The sequence below is a fragment of the Lyngbya sp. CCY1209 genome, assembly GCF_035615495.1.
Taxonomy (GTDB): Bacteria; Cyanobacteriota; Cyanobacteriia; order Cyanobacteriales; family Microcoleaceae; genus Limnospira.
The window spans coordinates 1-15,326 of record NZ_JAJENU010000620.1; the positions used below are offsets into that span (position 1 = coordinate 1).

14 protein-coding genes and 1 pseudogene are annotated in these 15,326 nt (G+C 57.1%); 5 read left to right on the forward strand and 10 right to left on the reverse strand.

All coding sequences use genetic code 11. The features are described from left to right. Positions 1-164: 164 nt before the first annotated feature. Both LKE08_RS23430 and LKE08_RS23435 read right to left on the reverse strand, forming a co-directional pair. Entirely contained in the window at positions 165-1,058 is an 894-nt protein-coding gene (locus LKE08_RS23430) for a sugar ABC transporter permease (RefSeq protein ID WP_324706691.1), read from the reverse strand. Positions 1,059-1,190: 132 nt separating this feature from the next. Next, on the reverse strand, positions 1,191-1,547 hold the full coding sequence (locus LKE08_RS23435) for a phage holin family protein (protein ID WP_324706692.1): 357 nt from the start codon (positions 1,545-1,547) through the stop codon (positions 1,191-1,193). A gap of 90 nt (positions 1,548-1,637) precedes the next feature. On the opposite strand from LKE08_RS23435, the gene LKE08_RS23440 reads away from it, so the two are divergent. Next, on the forward strand, positions 1,638-2,135 hold the full coding sequence (locus LKE08_RS23440) for a pentapeptide repeat-containing protein (RefSeq protein ID WP_324706693.1): 498 nt from the start codon (positions 1,638-1,640) through the stop codon (positions 2,133-2,135). On the opposite strand, the gene LKE08_RS23445 is transcribed toward LKE08_RS23440, so the two are convergent. Continuing rightward, positions 2,132-2,965 (reverse strand): sulfurtransferase, encoded by an 834-nt coding sequence (locus LKE08_RS23445; protein WP_324706694.1) that lies wholly within the window; start codon positions 2,963-2,965, stop codon positions 2,132-2,134. The two genes, LKE08_RS23440 and LKE08_RS23445, sit on opposite strands and share 4 nt — an antisense overlap. Positions 2,966-3,382: 417 nt before the next feature. Between LKE08_RS23445 and LKE08_RS23450 the strand changes: the two genes are divergently transcribed. Beyond that, positions 3,383-4,699, forward strand: a complete 1,317-nt coding sequence (locus tag LKE08_RS23450) for a homoserine dehydrogenase (protein ID WP_324706695.1) — start codon at positions 3,383-3,385, stop codon at positions 4,697-4,699. A gap of 1,025 nt (positions 4,700-5,724) precedes the next feature. On the opposite strand, the gene proB is transcribed toward LKE08_RS23450, so the two are convergent. From proB to LKE08_RS23485, 7 genes are all read right to left on the reverse strand, one after another. After that, positions 5,725-6,840 (reverse strand): glutamate 5-kinase, encoded by a 1,116-nt coding sequence (gene proB / locus LKE08_RS23455; RefSeq protein WP_324706696.1) that lies wholly within the window; start codon positions 6,838-6,840, stop codon positions 5,725-5,727. Between the two features lie 240 nt (positions 6,841-7,080). Next, the gene (locus tag LKE08_RS23460; protein ID WP_324706697.1) at positions 7,081-7,599 is read right to left on the reverse strand and encodes a YqeG family HAD IIIA-type phosphatase; all 519 of its coding nucleotides are present in this window, start codon (positions 7,597-7,599) and stop codon (positions 7,081-7,083) included. 120 nt (positions 7,600-7,719) lie between these two features. Then, positions 7,720-8,793, reverse strand: a complete 1,074-nt coding sequence (gene mltG, locus LKE08_RS23465; RefSeq protein WP_324706698.1) for an endolytic transglycosylase MltG — start codon at positions 8,791-8,793, stop codon at positions 7,720-7,722. A gap of 77 nt (positions 8,794-8,870) precedes the next feature. Next, on the reverse strand, positions 8,871-9,443 hold the full coding sequence (locus LKE08_RS23470; protein ID WP_324706714.1) for a DUF3727 domain-containing protein: 573 nt from the start codon (positions 9,441-9,443) through the stop codon (positions 8,871-8,873). Between the two features lie 232 nt (positions 9,444-9,675). Then, positions 9,676-10,122 carry a Holliday junction resolvase RuvX gene (ruvX, locus tag LKE08_RS23475; RefSeq protein ID WP_324706699.1) on the reverse strand — a complete coding sequence of 149 codons (447 nt, stop codon included), beginning with the start codon at positions 10,120-10,122 and terminating at the stop codon, positions 9,676-9,678. Next, complete coding sequence (locus LKE08_RS23480) at positions 10,119-11,381, reverse strand: GNAT family N-acetyltransferase (RefSeq protein WP_324706700.1); 1,263 nt, start codon at positions 11,379-11,381, stop codon at positions 10,119-10,121. The genes ruvX and LKE08_RS23480 overlap by 4 nt, the downstream gene beginning before the upstream one ends. Before the next feature lie 192 nt (positions 11,382-11,573). After that, the gene (locus LKE08_RS23485) at positions 11,574-12,755 is read right to left on the reverse strand and encodes a F420-0:Gamma-glutamyl ligase (protein ID WP_324706701.1); all 1,182 of its coding nucleotides are present in this window, start codon (positions 12,753-12,755) and stop codon (positions 11,574-11,576) included. A 222-nt stretch (positions 12,756-12,977) separates the two neighbouring features. On the opposite strand from LKE08_RS23485, the gene cruF reads away from it, so the two are divergent. The 3 genes and pseudogenes from cruF to LKE08_RS23500 form a co-directional block, all read left to right on the forward strand. Next, positions 12,978-13,904 carry a gamma-carotene 1'-hydroxylase CruF gene (gene cruF / locus LKE08_RS23490; protein WP_324706702.1) on the forward strand — a complete coding sequence of 309 codons (927 nt, stop codon included), beginning with the start codon at positions 12,978-12,980 and terminating at the stop codon, positions 13,902-13,904. Positions 13,905-13,955: 51 nt separating this feature from the next. Next, entirely contained in the window at positions 13,956-15,206 is a 1,251-nt protein-coding gene (gene cruG, locus LKE08_RS23495) for a 2'-O-glycosyltransferase CruG (RefSeq protein ID WP_324706703.1), read from the forward strand. Continuing rightward, positions 15,178-15,285, forward strand: a pseudogene (locus tag LKE08_RS23500) (RNA-guided endonuclease TnpB family protein); the annotation flags it as partial. The gene cruG and the pseudogene LKE08_RS23500, both read left to right, overlap by 29 nt. Between the last annotated feature and the right edge of the window lie 41 nt (positions 15,286-15,326).

Sequence of the window (15,326 nt, forward strand, 5' to 3'; positions counted from 1 at the left end):
TCCCCCTAAATCCCCCTTGAAAAGGGGGACTTTGTCCGAACGATCCCCCTAAATCCCCCTTGAAAAGGGGGACTTTGAGGGACAGAGTAGGGTGTTGAGTCGGGGTAAAATTGGGTTTTGGAAAGTCCTGATATCTTTTCCCCGAGATCGGGCACCTTTAGCCCTCAAGAGATTTCACTTCCCGTCCAACGCGCGATCGCTAATCGTAATAGTGACAACCCGAAAACGATCGCAAATAACACCAACCCAATCGCACAGGCGTAACCGATATCTAAATTCTGAAACGCCCGTTCGTAGAGATAATAAACGATGGTTTTGGAACTGTTTAACGGCCCTCCTTGCGTCATGATATACACCTCTTCAAATACTTTTGTGGCGGAAATGGCGGAAATCACCGCCACCAAAATCAGGTAGGGCCGCATCAGCGGTAAAGTGATATCCCAATGGCTTCGCCAGCCGTCGGAACCGTCCAAACTGGCGGCTTCGTAGAGTTCCGCCGGAATCGACTGCAACCCGGCCAGATAAATCACCATGTAATAACCCAACCCCTTCCAAATTGTCACCGCCATGACGGAAAATAACGCCAAATTTGGGTCCGTCAGCCAGGGGATACTCGGCGATGCCGAGGGGGGCAGAAAAAAGGAACCGAAATATTGCAGGAATTGATTCAAGAGTCCGTTTTCTGCATACAGCCACTTCCAGGCTAGTCCCGCGACGACCATCGAAATCACGACCGGAACATAATAAGCCGTCCGAAACCAGTTAATTCCCCGCAATTTTTGATTCACTAAAATCGCCAGCCACAGGGGTGCGATCGCCAAAATAGGAACGACAATAATAATGTAAAGGGCGGTATTTTTTAGGGTCTGCCAAAATACAGAATCTTCCCACAACCGCCGGAAATTATCAATACCAATCCACTGCGGATCGCCGATTAAATCGTAATTAAAAAAACTCAGATAAAACGCCTGTATCGACGGCAAAAATACCGTCAATACCAAAATAACTAATGCCGGGACTAGGAACAAATAGGGAGTGGGGTTGAGTCGCGATCGCATATTTTTGGAGGTGTGAAATTGCCAGATGTCGATTTCCGGCGCACAAAAACCGTGTACCCGAAACCGACACCCAGAGCGACAAGCACTTTTTTTAGCCTTAAATTCGTGTCTTTAATGGACGCTTTGAACCGCTTAAACGTCTGCCTCCCCCCGGCCGGCGAATTGACCGATAATCCAAGTGACGAGGGACAGGACGATGGAACCGAACAGGGCCGGCCAAAATCCCGCCACGGTAAAGCCCGGGGTGAAGAATCCCACCAGGGAAATGGAAATGGCGTTGACGACAAATAGGAATAACCCCAAAGTTAACAGGGTCAGGGGAAGGGTTAAAATCGTCAAAATGGGTTTGACGATCGCATTCACCAACCCCATGACGATCGCCCCCACCGCCGCCGCCTGCCAACTGGCGATCGTCAGGCCCGGAACCAGATACGCTGTAATTGAGAGTGCAATGGCTGCCAAGAGCCAGGTAACGAAGAAATTGACCATGAGTTTGTCTTAACCTCATCGTTGCGTTCCTATTGTAACGGTAACGCCGATTCAATTCGCTATCCTGGGTAGATATCAACACTTACGGTTATGAAAAAAATAGTTCGACAAATCGCGATCGCGCTGTTCGCCGGATTGCTGTTACTTTGGCCCGGAGTCGCCCGCGCCGCAGAAAACCCGGCCCACCTGTTTTTCAACCACAGTTTGCTCCAACACCGGGATTTTTCCAACCAGTCCCTCCCCGCGGCGGAATTTGCCAACTCCAACTTGGAATATGCCAACTTCGACAACTCCGAACTGCGGGGTTCGGTGTTCAGCCGCGCCACCCTGCTGGGGGTGACGATGCGGGGGGCCGACCTCACCTATGCGATGTTGGACCAAGCCGATTTTACGGAAGCCGACCTGAGCAATTCGATTTTTGTGGAAGCCCTATTTTTCGGCTCCACCTTCGACGACACAGATATCACCGGGGCCGATTTCACCGACGCACTGTTGGACGGCGAACAGTTGCGCCGACTCTGCCAGCGAGCCGATGGCGTCAACCCCGTCACCGGCGTCTCGACCCGGTACTCCCTCGGGTGCCGCTAATCTTCCGGGTCGAGTTGGTACGAACACCAGTCGCTCCAACTCCCCGGGTACAGTTTACCCTGGGATAATCCCGCCAATTCCAGGGTCAGCAGATTGATGCAGGCCGTCACCCCGGAACCGCAGTAGACGACGATTTCTTCCGCGTCTTTGTAATTTTCCCAGCGTCCGGGCTGTTCGGCAAATTTGAGAAATCCCCCGGCGTCGGAAACGTCCCGCCAGGGCAAATTGACCGCGCCGGGGATGTGTCCGGCGATGGGGTCGATGGGCTCCCGTTCTCCCGAGTAGCGATCGCGATCGCGGGAGTCGATCAAAACCATACCCGGCCGGTCTTTCCGGGTTTTCACGTCCTCGAAATCCACCACCCAATCCGATCGCAATTGCGGTTCAAACTGCGCCGGTTCCGGTTCGGGAATTTCCGCCGTCACCGGATAACCGGCAGCTTTCCAACCGCCGAACCCCCCGTCGAGTAGGGCGGCGCGATCGTGGCCCATGTAGCGCAACAGCCACCACAGCCGCCCCGCAAATCCGAACCGGGAATCGTCGTAGGCCACCACCAAGGTTTCTCCAAACTCGATCCCCAGGTTGGAGAGTTTCCCGGCGAGTTCGTCAATATCGGGGAGGGGATGCCGTCCCCCGTGTTTTTCCACCGGCGAGGACAAATCCCGTTCCAAATCCAGATAAACTGCCCCCGGAATGTGATTTTCCAAATACTGCTGTCGTCCCAACTCCGGGTCGCCGAGGGCAAAGCGACAGTCCACGACCCTCACTCCGGGATTATCCAAATTTTCGGCCAACCACTCGGGAGAAACAACGGGCTGAGTCTCGGGCATTTCAACACTATCTCCGAATTGCACTTTGCCCTCAATTCTATGGCGTCGCGGGGGAGGGCAGAGGAGGCGGAGGAAGCGGAGGAAGCGGAGGGGGTTTAGAGGCAAAGATGGAAAGAATCTAAAATCTAAAATCTAAAATTCCCTACACCCTACACCCTACACCCTACACCCTACACCCCACTCCCCCATAAAAAAACGCCCCCACCTTTTCAGGTGTGATGGGCGCTCGAATCAGGGTGCATCTACTATATGAGTAGTATAACCCGTGATGGGTCGCACCCCACACAAGCTTTACAAAACGTTACAATTCGACCCCTTGACGGAGATTTTTGCCCTCCTCGGCGGGTCGGACCGCAGAAGGGGGGGCGGAGGGTGTAAAAATGGTTGAACAGCAAAGTTGAGTGACAGGTTGGAATCGTGGCTTTTAAAATCGGTTTGTTGGGATTGGGAACAGTCGGGACGGGAACCGCCAAAATCCTGTGCGATCGCGACGGTCGCCATCCGCTGTTGCAGGCGCTGACCCTGCACCGGGTGGGGGTACGATCGCTCAACAAGTCCCGGAACGTCGATTTGCCCGAACACCTGCTGACCGACAATTTGGAAGCGATCGTCACCGATCCGGAAGTGGATATCGTCGTGGAACTGATCGGAGGTCTGGAACCGGCGCGATCGCTGATTCTCAAAGCGATCGCCCACGGCAAACACATCGTCACCGCCAACAAAGCCGTCATCTCCCGCTACGGCAGCGAAATCTTCGACGCCGCCTCAGAAAAAGGCGTTTACGTCCTCCTCGAAGCCGCCGTCGGGGGCGGCATCCCCGTCATCCAACCCCTGAAAGAATCCCTCGGCGCCAACCGCATCCACACCGTCACCGGCATCGTCAACGGCACCACCAACTACATTTTGACCCGGATGCAGGCCGAGGGCGCCCCCTTCGACGAGGTGCTCAAACAGGCCCAGGAATTGGGCTACGCGGAAGCCGACCCCACCGCCGACGTGGACGGCTTGGACGCGGCGGACAAAATCGCAATTTTGGCCTCCCTCGCCTTCGGGGGGCGCATCAAATTGGACGAGGTGTATTGCGAAGGCATCCGGGGCGTCACCGCCACCGATATCGCCTACGCCGATCGCCTCGGGTTTACCATTAAGTTACTCGCGATCGCCCGCCGAGATCCCGTCGCCACCCCGGACAACGATTTACTCTCCGTGCGGGTCCACCCCACCCTGGTTCCCAAACTGCACCCCCTCGCCAGTATCAACGGCGTCAATAATGCGATCGTCGTAGAAGGGGAACCCATCGGACAGGTGATGTTCTTCGGCCCCGGAGCCGGAGCCGGCCCCACCGCCAGCGCCGTCGTTTCCGACATCCTCAACATCGTCGCCATCCTCACCACCCGCCCCCCCAAAGCAGACATCCCCTTCACCACCCACCCGCTGATGAGTTGTACCCACCAGCACTACTGCAACCTGGCACCGATGAAGGACTTGACCACCCGATTTTACGCCCGTTTCATCACCCGCGATCTGCCGGGAGTGATCGGCAACTTGGGAACCTGCTTCGGCAACCACGACGTCAGCCTGGAATCCATCGTCCAAATCGACTCCCACGGCGAGCTCGCGGAAATCGTCGTCGTCACCCACGACGTCCTAGAAGGCAACTTCCACCAAGCATTAGACGAACTCCAACAACTCGATATCGTCGATCGCATCCCCAACCTGTTACGAGTCCTGTAACTGAAGAAGTAGGAAGTAAGGATGAATGGACAATTATTAATTGTTAATTGTTAATTGTTAATTGTTTCCCCGCCTTCCCAAGGTGCTGTGGCTGTATGTGCCGGGAGGCGGGGATTTGACTGGTTTGGGCGCGATCCGCGATCGCGTACCTATCGCCCCATCTAACAGTACAGAAAAACCAATCGGTCGTATAAATTTTTCGTATCGGTTTAGATGCGGACGGATCGAGTTCAACCCCAGAAAGGATATGAAACATTGGACGGGGGATCGACTTCAACGAGACGCCGTGAGTCTTTGACTGGGTAATTTTAACCGGCGGATCAGATCGACGAGAACTTCGGTTTTGGTCTTGCCCTTTTCGGCGCAAAACTCCTCCAGATGCCGGAAATCAGATTCCGTAAGGCGGATGGTCAGAACTTTGTTGGAGGGGGGTTTAGTTCGCGGCATAGACTTCGGATGTACATACAACATACATCTACTATCATGACATCTCTCCCGCCGCTCTGGCTAGGGATCTGCAAATTTTCATTTCCGTGTAGCATCCCCCGTTGGGGATAGTTTCCGTCCATTCTTTTGAGGGATGCAATACTTGTGCAATACTTGTGCTATACTCTGTATGTACAAATTACTTGAAGACACCAGACCGAATAAAACTTAGACAAGCACTTTGCTATGATCACAGATGACAACACGCTGATATCGTCTCTCAAGGCTCCTCAGCCTAGCCATCGTTCCAGTCAAGATTATTCGGGATCGAGTTTGAATCAAATCATGAAAAAATTCGCGCACTACGCAGATTGGAGCATCACGCTCCTGTTCGATGTTCTGAGCCAAGTTGAAGAGAATTTAGATCGAAACGCCACGAGCTGAAGTTGAAGGTTGCTGTAAAGTCGTTATTGAATTCGAGAAGATCAATCTAGATGGGGTTAGCCAGGAACCCCATCTTTTTGATTGGGAGTCGGGTTGATAGGGGAGTCGGGAGTCGGGAGTCGGGAATCGGGAAATGAATTGACAATTATCAATTGTCAATTGATAGAAATCACCAGGTTGTCCCGGTGAACGACGGTTTCCGCCCCCGCATAGCCGAGGATTTCGGGAATTTGTTCGGAACGAGAACCCCGGATTTTTTCCATTTCCGCGCTGCTGTAATTCACCAATCCCCGGGCGATTTCCCGATCGCCGCCGTCGCACAACCGCACCGCGTCATGGGGGTGAAACTCGCCTTCCACCCGGGTTACACCGGCCGCGAGGAGGGATTTGCCGCCCTCCCGGATCGCCCGCACCGCCCCCGGATCGAGGTACAATTTGCCCGCCGGGACCAAAACGTTGGCGATCCAGTGGCGTCGGGAATTGACGGGGCGGGATTGGGGTTCAAACTGGGTGCCGATCGCCTCCCCGCCCAGGATTTTTTCGACATTTTCGGGGCGTTTCCCGTCCGCGATCGCCGTCCGCACCCCGGAACCCGTGGCGATGCGGGCCGCTTCAATTTTCGTGACCATCCCCCCGGTGCCCCAACTGCTGCGGGAGTTTCCGACTTGGACTTGGAATTCCTGCAACTGTCCGATGTGCTTAACCAAATGGATGGGTTGCGCGTCGGGGAAGAACCGGGGGTCGGCGGAATAGAGGCGATCGACATCCGTCAGTAAAAACAGCCAGTCCGCCTCCACCAAACTCGCCACCAAAGCCGAGAGAGTGTCGTTGTCGCCGAAGCGGAGTTCATCGACAGCCACGGTGTCGTTTTCGTTGACGATGGGGATAACGCCGAGTTTGAGCAATTGTTGGAAGGTGTTGTAGGCGTTGACGTAGCCACCACGCTGCACCAGGTCGCCGCGGGTGAGGAGGACTTGGGCGATGGGTTGTTGGAGGGACGTAAAGAGGTCGTCGTAGACGCGGATCAGCCGGCCCTGTCCGACGGCCGCGACGGCTTGTTTGAGGGCGATCGCGCGGGGTCGTTCCGTCAGTCCCAGGCGATCGCGCCCCACCCCCACCGCGCCGGAGGACACCAGAACCACCCGATGTCCCTCTCGGCGCAGGCGGGTCAGCGTTTCCACCAGCGTCGCCAAGGTGGATAACGCCAGATGTCCGGTATCCGGCTGGGTCAAGCTGGAAGTGCCAATTTTGACGACAATGGTGTAGGCCATATAAGATAGCGACAGACAGAACGGTTAGGACATTGCGATGGTAGAAAGGGAGTCGGGAGTCGGGAGTCGGGAGTCGGGAATCATGAGATCATCTGTCCTAACCGTCATGGCGACTGCTATCGCAGGTATCGCGATCGCGTGTTTACAGTTCCGGAAGAGGGGAAAAACCTCGAAACCCTTATCCCCCCCTTCCTCTTCCCCACACCCCACACCCCACCCCCCACACCCCAGCGCGAAGCGCTATTTACCTTGAAAAGACGCTCCCAAAACTTCGGAGATCCAGACTTCGAGCGATCGCACCGAGAAAAATTGGCCGGTTTGAATGGGATCGAGCATCGGTTCCACGAGAATGGTGAACATTCCCAGCCGATTTCCTGCCAAAACGTCCGTAAAAACGCGATCGCCCACCATCGCCACCTGGTTCGCCGGGATCTCCATCGCCTTCACCGCCTGCCACAGTTTCCGCCGCGACGGCTTGGCCGCGCCGCTGATGTAGGGCAAACCGAGGGAACGGGCGATGCCCCCGATCCGGGCTTGGGAGATATTGTTGCTCACCAGCCACAGGGAAAAGGTCGGCTTGATCTCCTCGACCCACTGGCGCAACTCCTCGGAGGCCTGCTGCTTCGTGATCGGAACCAGGGTTTCATCCACATCCAACACCAGACCCTTCACGTTATTTGCGTGGAGGATATCCGGCGTGAGCTGCATGATCGAATTGCCCAGAACCAAATCCGGTTCCAAAAGTTTACCCCAGGACATAGTGGATTGTAGAGTTTTATCTCTTTATTTTATCGAAAAATGGGAGGAATTAATTGACAATTGACTATTCCCTATTGCCTATTCCCTATTGCCTATTCCCTATTGCCTATTCCCCACTCCCTACTGTTCCGACAGTTGGCGTTCCACTTCCGCGATCGCTCGGGCGTGTTCGGCTTCGGTGCGGCTGAAAATGTGGGTGCCGTCGTAGCGGGCCATGAAGTAGAGGTATTCGGTGTCCTCCGGGTTTAAAGTCGCTTTCAGGCTGGCGATTCCCGGCGAGGCGATCGCGGTGGGGGGCAGTCCCGGATTCAGATAGGTATTGTAGGGGGAGGGGGTTTCCACCTGTCTGAACGTCAGGGGTTGATCGACGGTTTGGCGGATTCCCAGACCGTACTCCACCGTCGGATCGGCGGCCAGACGCATCCCCTGTCTGAGGCGGTTGTGAAACACTCCCGAGATCAATTCCCGTTCCTCGGCGACGACGGCCTCCTTTTCCACGATGCTGGCCAGGGCGACCCACTCGTTGAGGTCGAGGTTGTGGCGTTCTCGGCTTTCCTGATAAACCGGGAGGGCGACGGTTTCAAATTGAGAGAGCATCTGGTCGATGACACTTTCCGGGGTAATGCGATCAGCCACCACCAAATAGGTGTCGGGATACAGGTATCCTTCCAGGATGGGCAAATCTTGGGGCAGCCACGGATAGCGATCGTAGGGGATCTGTTTCGCCTCGGCCACAAATTCTTCCGCCGAAAAGAATCCCTCGTCCTCAAAATAGTCCGCCATTTCCTGAATCGACCACCCCTCCGGAATGGTGAAGCTCATTTGCATGACCTCCCCCTTCCAGATGCGATCGGCGATCGCGCTCAGGGGTTCGGTGGGGGACAATTGGTAAGTTCCCGCCTTGAATTCTCCCTCCGGATCTCGGAAAATCAGCCACCTCGCCCACAGCTTCCAAGCCGTCGTGGAGCGGATCAGGCCCGTCGCCTCCAGATCCCGCCCGATTTGCTGGCTCGAGGTGCCGGGGGGGATGGAAATTTGAATCGACGTCTCGGCCGCGGCATTCTCGCCGAGGGTGTCCTCGTCCGCCGGGGGCGAACTGGCCCAACTCCACCACGCCCAGCCCTGCCAGCCGAAAAAGATCCAGACGACCGGTAAGATGGCGAAATAAAAGAGTCCTTTAGAAAATCGTCCCATCAGAACTTCTGCCCGTTATTGTCGCTTGTTGCCGTTTGATGCTCTGTGAGAATGATGTCCCACAGCCCGATAACAGTTTACGCGAAATCTTCAAAAAGTCGCTCCTCAATTTCGGGCAACAGGGGTTCGATTTTGTCCAACTCTTCCGGGGACAGGAGTTCCGGTTCGCCCCGTTCGTTCATCCGGGCCAGGATGAAAAAGGGGTCGAGGGGGGTGTAGATGCCGTATTCTTGTTCTTCGTGGTAGAAGCGGGTCAGCAGCAGCAGTTCCTCGTAGTCTTCATCGCCGTCGTCGGCGCCGTCCGGTTCGTCTTCGTCGAACAGTTCCGGCAACTCTCCCGCGGCCGTCAGGGTGACGGCGGTGCGTTTGAGGGTGAGGTTCTGTTCCTCCAACACCACCTTCGCCGTGGAAAAGATGCGATCGATCGTCTCTTCCGATTCCACGGGGACGGCGGTTTCTTCCTCATCTTCGTCGTCGGACCAGGTGAGGATTTCGACGGGGATATCGACGGGAAGCAGTAAGATATATTCTTGACCTTCTATGTCGAAGGAGGATTCGATCGTGCATTCGATGGATCGCCCTTCTTCATCCGTCAAGACGGTATAGGTGTCGGATTCGGGTTCGTTGTCCGGGGAAAATCGGGATGGCATCATCTTGAACTGACGTTGAGCAAAACAGCGCTCTGGGGCACTGAGATGGGGTAATATGAAGGATCTAGACGACACAATGCGATCGCACAGATCCCCCCTGCACAAAAAGGATAACACGGCTGTGTTGGTTGATACTTTATCTGAGATAGAGAAATCTAAAATCTAAAATTAGGGCGCTAAAATTAGGGCGCAAGCCTTGCGCCCCTACAATTTCCCATACCCCGAACCGCCCCTATCGATTTTGTCGCCGTGCGTCGAGCCACTGTTGGAGGATCAGGGCGGCGGCTTTGCGATCGACGAGGGCTTTATTTTCGGAGAGGGGAATTTTGGCGGCCTGCATCATCTGTTCGGCCTGCACCGAGGTCAGCCGCTCGTCCATATATTCCACCGGCAAGTCAAGAGCTTTTTGCAGGCGTCGGGCGTAGTTGTGCACTTGGCGGGCCTGAAATCCCAGGTTTCCACTCATGGAATAGGGCAGGCCCACCACCAAAACCTGAACCCGCCGTTGTTCCACCAATTCCCGCAACTGGGCGACATCCGCCTCGAAGGACGATCGCCGAATCGTGGTCAGGCCCGTGGCGATCAACCCCGTGCCGTCGCACCCGGCGACGCCGATGCGACGGCGGCCCACGTCCAACCCGAGGGCCGATATAAATGGGCGGGATTGGGAGTCGGTCATGGTTTGGGGCGATCGCCGTTCTTGGATTCCGGGGGATTGGCGGAGAGTTTTTTCTTCTCGGACTCGGAGAGTTCCGAGAGATTTTGGGGTTGGATCTGCTGTTCCGACGGGGGTTTTTTGGAGTCTCCGGGGTGGCGATCGTCCATCGGCCCGAGCCAGGACATCCGGCCGGGGACGGGTTTGCGGGAGGGTTGCAGGCTCTGGAGCACTTCCGACCACTGCAGGGGTTCGGCGGCCATTTTCGACTCCCGCAACTTGTGCCACACCGATCGCGACATCAATAGGGTGTGTTCGACGGGTTCGGCGCCGACTTTCTCCAAATAGGCTTCCCGTTCCGGCTGGTAGTCCGCCGAGGCCAGCCGCAGGGATTGGGGCGGGAACTCCTGCACCAGTTGCGCCATCTGGGAGAGCAATTCGGGATATAACCAAGTGTAGGCCGGATGGACCGTCAGTTCGGCGACGTGGGGTTGGTTGCCGTCCCGGCACAACTGCACTTGGAAATAGCCGATCGCGGCTTTTCGCTGGGGTTCAAAGACGTAGCCGCTCACCTGTTCCACCCGGTTGAGCCACTGCCGCAGCCCGTCCGCGATCGCCCGCACCACGTTGGTTCTAAAATCCAAAATGTGGCGGTCGAACACCTGCCGCACCTGGGGCGGCATCGATACGGTGTCGAGTTGGTAGAGCAACTGGGCATCGGCGTTGCTCACCGGGAGCAAATTCGGGACATCCGCCTGGGTGGTAGCTAAATCCTGAAGCCGTTCGGATTCCAACGCCCAGTAGGTCATCTGTGCCAGGGGTTGAAAGCCATTTTGCCGGTAGAGGGCGAGGTCGTCCTTGTCGTTGACATTCACCTCCAACACCCAAGTCCGAGCCTCCCAAATCGTCTCGAAACAGTACCGCAGCAGTTGGGAACCGATGCTGCTGAAGTTAGCCGCCGGATCGACGCCCACCCGGTCCACCCGCCAGGTGCTGCGGGTGCGGTTGAAGGGAGAGACGCGCAGCACCCCCCGCACGCCGTCTTGTTCCGCGACGTAGGTATTGAAGCGGTACTGGCAGGGGTTGGGAAACCAACTGAGGAATTTCAATAACCCGTACCAGAGGCGGAGCTGTTGCACTTCGCGATCAAGGGATTCGCCGGTGGCAGACTCGTCGTCCGCCCCGGCGGACATCCGGGACAACCGCTCAAATGCTTCGAGATCGCGATACTGGAAGGGGCGAATTGTCACCTGATTTTGGTTTTGGGAAAGAAATACGCTCATGTAAGTCCTCAGAGTTGGGAGTCTCTATCGATCGTTCGCCATCGGGCTGGGTTTGACGGGACAACCGCTGGAGTGGTTCGGAGAACGCAAAATCCCCGCTACTGGCCCGTTTAATTTCTATATCTCTGGCCGATCGCTCTACCTTCGCACCCGAAATTGAGCTCCTCGGGGCGATCGCTCCCCGGAGGGCTCTCAGCGGTCCCGAGGAGATCCCGGGCGGAGGAGGACCAACGGCGTGCGCTCGTCGGCGTTTCCGGCGGGATTGCTTCTCAGTGCCCGCTCGACAAATTGCACCGGCAGATCGGAGGTGGCTGCTAATATTTTAACGGCTTTCAAATCGTTGACATCTACAATGGCGGCCTCCAGACCCGTTTCCTGGCGGATGCGATCGACGACGGCTTGGGGATCGTGCGGCCCGAGGACGATAAATTGATCGTAGGGCGGCAGGGTCCCGGTGACATCATCAATTAGGCGGGCTTGTTCCCCCGCCAGTTGGTAGAACCCGCCCCGGTAGCCGAAAATTCGTGCGATCGCGCCCCCGACGAAGGCCGCGAACACTCGCGCCGGCCCGACGAGATCCACCAGGGTTTGCAGCCCGCAGGCCGTCGCCAAACTGGAGGTGGGCATGAAAAAGTAGCACACCCGCCGCGCCACCCATCCGGGTTTCACCTCCGTCGGATGGCGGAATCGGCCCTGGATCAAAGCCAGGGGAGTCTCTCCCATTGTAATGATATCGCCCTTTTGAGCGTGGGGCATGACGTAGCGCCGCACCACCTCCACGGGGTCATCGAGCTGGGTGAGGAGGTGGGTGCGGATGGGGAACACTTCCCCGCCGCCGTCAACCGGGCGGGAGTTGGGGGGCGTTTCCGGGTCGGGGTACTGCATGGGAATCACGACGTGGCGCCATTTGGGGATGCGCCCTTGGGGGCCGTAGGTGACGTAGCGAATTTGTACCCAGGCGGATTGCAACCGGTCCAGATTTTCCCCTTCGATGTCCAAAACCACTTTGAAGCGGGTGGTTTTCTGCACTTTGACGATGTAGGCGAACCAGTAGCCGTCCGGTCGGGCGGGGGCGTCTTCGTGGCCGGACACGATGCGGGTGCGGACCGGGACGCCATCCAAACTCCCGTCCGAAAGCCATTTGACTTCGGCGGTCAACTCCGGCACCATAATTTCCAGGTTCGGTGTCCGGTTGCACAGTTCGAGTTCTCCCGTCAGGATGACCCGTCCGGGTTCGGTGAGGGTCGTCTCCCAATTTCCCGGCGTCAGTTCCAGGTCGTTGCCGGGACGGCGACGGTACTGCAACTCCAGGGCTAACAGCGCGATCGCGATCGCGGCTAAAATAACAATTCCCACCACAGACAATAATTCCAAAATCACAAGACCAAATTTTACATGGATAATTGATAATTGATCATTGACAATTGACAATTAACAATTGATTGCCCTCCTCCGCTTCACCGTTGCCTCCTCCGCTGCCGGGCCCCCAACTTCCACATTTTTCTCCCCTTTACCATCAAATCGGTTATTCTAATTTAAAGATTTGTAAACTGTTTGGGAGCGCCGCTTGCGTTTCGTACCTGTTTGAGGAGTCCAATGAAGCAACTTGTGATAGCCGAGCGTTTTTGCCTGACCGTCCATATCATCGCCACCCTGTTCGGTTTGGCCGGACTGCTGGTGGTTTTACCCAATCCCGAACTGGTTCTCAGCCTGCCCCCCGTCGGACAAACCGCCTTTCGATTGAGTATGGGGGGCGGGGGAGTCGCCTACATCGTCTTCGGCGCGATCGCCGTGAGCCTCTACGCTTACCGAACCCTCGGTTTGGCGACAACGCTGGGATTCATGGTGCCATCTATCGCCCTGTCTCTGAGTAGCGAACTCCTCGGTACCAGCACCGGTTTCCCCTTCGGCCACTACCAATATTTGACGGGATTGGGCTACAAGATCGCCGATCTGGTCCCCTTCACCATCCCCCTGTCCTGGTTTTACATGGGCCTGACCTGCTATCTGCTGGCCCGGGGCGGGTTGAAAGTGACAATGGGATCGGGCCTGATCCGCCACCTGGGGGCGTTGGCGATGGGTGCCGTCCTGCTGACGGCTTGGGATCTGGTTCTCGACCCCGCCATGAGTCAGGCGCCCTTCCCCTTCTGGCAATTCCAGGAAGTGGGCGAATTTTTCGGGATGCCCTACCGCAACCTGAGCGGGTGGATGGGGACCGGTTTGCTGTTCATGGGGGTGGCGGCGTTTCTGTGGCGGCGGACGCCGATCATTTTGTCGCGATCGCTCTTAACTTTACCGCTGATGGTGTATTTGACCAATTTCCTGTTCGGCGCGGCGATTACGGTGGTGGAGTTGGACGCCCGGTTCCTGCTGCCGACGCTGTTGAGCGTGGTGTTGGGCGTGATCCCGGCGATCGCGTTTTGGTGGCGGTCGAACCCCTCCCTCAAGGAAATGGCCGACCTGCTGCCCGAATCCGGCGCGTCTGATGCCGCAGACATCCCCGAGAAAGTCGCCGCCCAATAGAACCGGTCGCTTCTCGTGGTTCAATGTTGTGAACGATGACGCGGTAGATTCATGTTCGATTTCCCCTGCTGGTCCGCTTCCCCCCTCCCCCTGGCGATCGTCGAGTTTTCAATTGACGGGTGGGTGGGGGCGATCGCCCTATTTTTGTTGGCCTTTCAAATCCCGGCGACGGCGATCCTGCTGTCCCGATTATTTCGGGGTCTGATCCGCCGTCCCCAATTGCCCGTCGCTCCGCCGACCCCGGATCTAGTCGGGGCGGTGAGTGTGGTCGTGCCGACCTTGAACGAGGTCGATCGCCTCAGCCCCTGCCTCTCGGGATTGAGCGCCCAGGGCTACGAACTGCGGGAGGTGACGGTGGTGGACAGCAATTCCGATGACGGGACCCCAGATCTGGTGAAAGCGATCGCCCGCCGAGATCCCCGCTTCCGCCTCACCGTCGATGACCCCCTGCCGCCGGGGTGGGTGGGTCGCCCTTGGGCGCTGCACACGGGCTTTCTCCGCAGTTCTCCGGGGTCGGAGTGGATTTTGGGCATCGATGCCGACACCCAACCCCAACCGGGCTTAATCGCCGCCCTGGTGCGGGCTGCGCGGCGGGAAGAATACGACCTTATCTCCCTCTCGTCTCGATTTATCCTCAAATCTCCCGGGGAATTGTGGCTGCAACCGGCTTTGCTGATCACCCTGATCTACCGATTCGGCCCGCCGGATGCCGCGCCGGCAAGTCCCGATCGCGTTATGGCTAACGGCCAGTGTTTTCTGTGCCGCCGTTCGGTTTTGGAGGCGTTGGAGGGCTACACGGGCGCCCGCAACTCCTTTTGCGACGACGTGACCTTGGCCCGAAATGCGGCGCGACGGGGGTTCCGGGTGGGATTTTTGGACGGGTCCGCCCTGTTGAAGGTGCGGATGTACGACGGGTTCGCCGACACCTGGGAGGGCTGGGGGCGATCGCTCGACCTCAAGGATGCCAGTTCCGCCGGCCAACTCTGGGCGGACATGGGGGTGCTGCTGGGGGTTCAGGGGTTGCCCCTGCCGGTGCTGTTGGCGGGTTTGCCGTTTCTGGGTGCGGGACTGCCGCCGACGGCGGTTATTTTGCTGGGGTTGAACGGGTTTTTATTTGCGGTCCGGGTGGCTTTGTGCGCCGCGATCGCGCCCTCCTACGATTTGAGTCAGGCCCGGGCGAAATGGGCGTTCTGGCTGTCTCCCCTGGCCGATCCGCTGGCGGTTTTGCGGCTGTGGATCTCGGCGACCCGGCGGCCTGACCGCTGGCGGGGGCGAATTTATACGAAAGAAGAATATGGTTAAAAACCACTGCCTCGCCAAGTCAATTAACGATGCCGGGTGGTATCAATTTAGGATGTGGTTGGAGTATTTCGGGGAAGAATCTCCGTCGCTGTCTTCGCGGAGAGTGTCAAGGATGGAAAA

Excerpts from the sequence above, each read along its gene's own strand:
- LKE08_RS23430 (WP_324706691.1), bottom strand. The coding sequence starts at position 1,058 with ATGCGATCGCGACTCAACCCCACTCCCTATTTGTTCCTAGTCCCGGCA.
- LKE08_RS23435 (WP_324706692.1), bottom strand. The coding sequence starts at position 1,547 with ATGGTCAATTTCTTCGTTACCTGGCTCTTGGCAGCCATTGCACTCTCA.
- LKE08_RS23440 (WP_324706693.1), top strand. The coding sequence starts at position 1,638 with ATGAAAAAAATAGTTCGACAAATCGCGATCGCGCTGTTCGCCGGATTG.
- LKE08_RS23445 (WP_324706694.1), bottom strand. The coding sequence starts at position 2,965 with ATGCCCGAGACTCAGCCCGTTGTTTCTCCCGAGTGGTTGGCCGAAAAT.
- proB (WP_324706696.1), bottom strand. The coding sequence starts at position 6,840 with ATGGCCTACACCATTGTCGTCAAAATTGGCACTTCCAGCTTGACCCAG.
- LKE08_RS23460 (WP_324706697.1), bottom strand. The coding sequence starts at position 7,599 with ATGTCCTGGGGTAAACTTTTGGAACCGGATTTGGTTCTGGGCAATTCG.
- mltG (WP_324706698.1), bottom strand. The coding sequence starts at position 8,793 with ATGGGACGATTTTCTAAAGGACTCTTTTATTTCGCCATCTTACCGGTC.
- LKE08_RS23470 (WP_324706714.1), bottom strand. The coding sequence starts at position 9,443 with ATGCCATCCCGATTTTCCCCGGACAACGAACCCGAATCCGACACCTAT.
- ruvX (WP_324706699.1), bottom strand. The coding sequence starts at position 10,122 with ATGACCGACTCCCAATCCCGCCCATTTATATCGGCCCTCGGGTTGGAC.
- LKE08_RS23480 (WP_324706700.1), bottom strand. The coding sequence starts at position 11,381 with ATGAGCGTATTTCTTTCCCAAAACCAAAATCAGGTGACAATTCGCCCC.
- cruF (WP_324706702.1), top strand. The coding sequence starts at position 12,978 with ATGAAGCAACTTGTGATAGCCGAGCGTTTTTGCCTGACCGTCCATATC.
- cruG (WP_324706703.1), top strand. The coding sequence starts at position 13,956 with ATGTTCGATTTCCCCTGCTGGTCCGCTTCCCCCCTCCCCCTGGCGATC.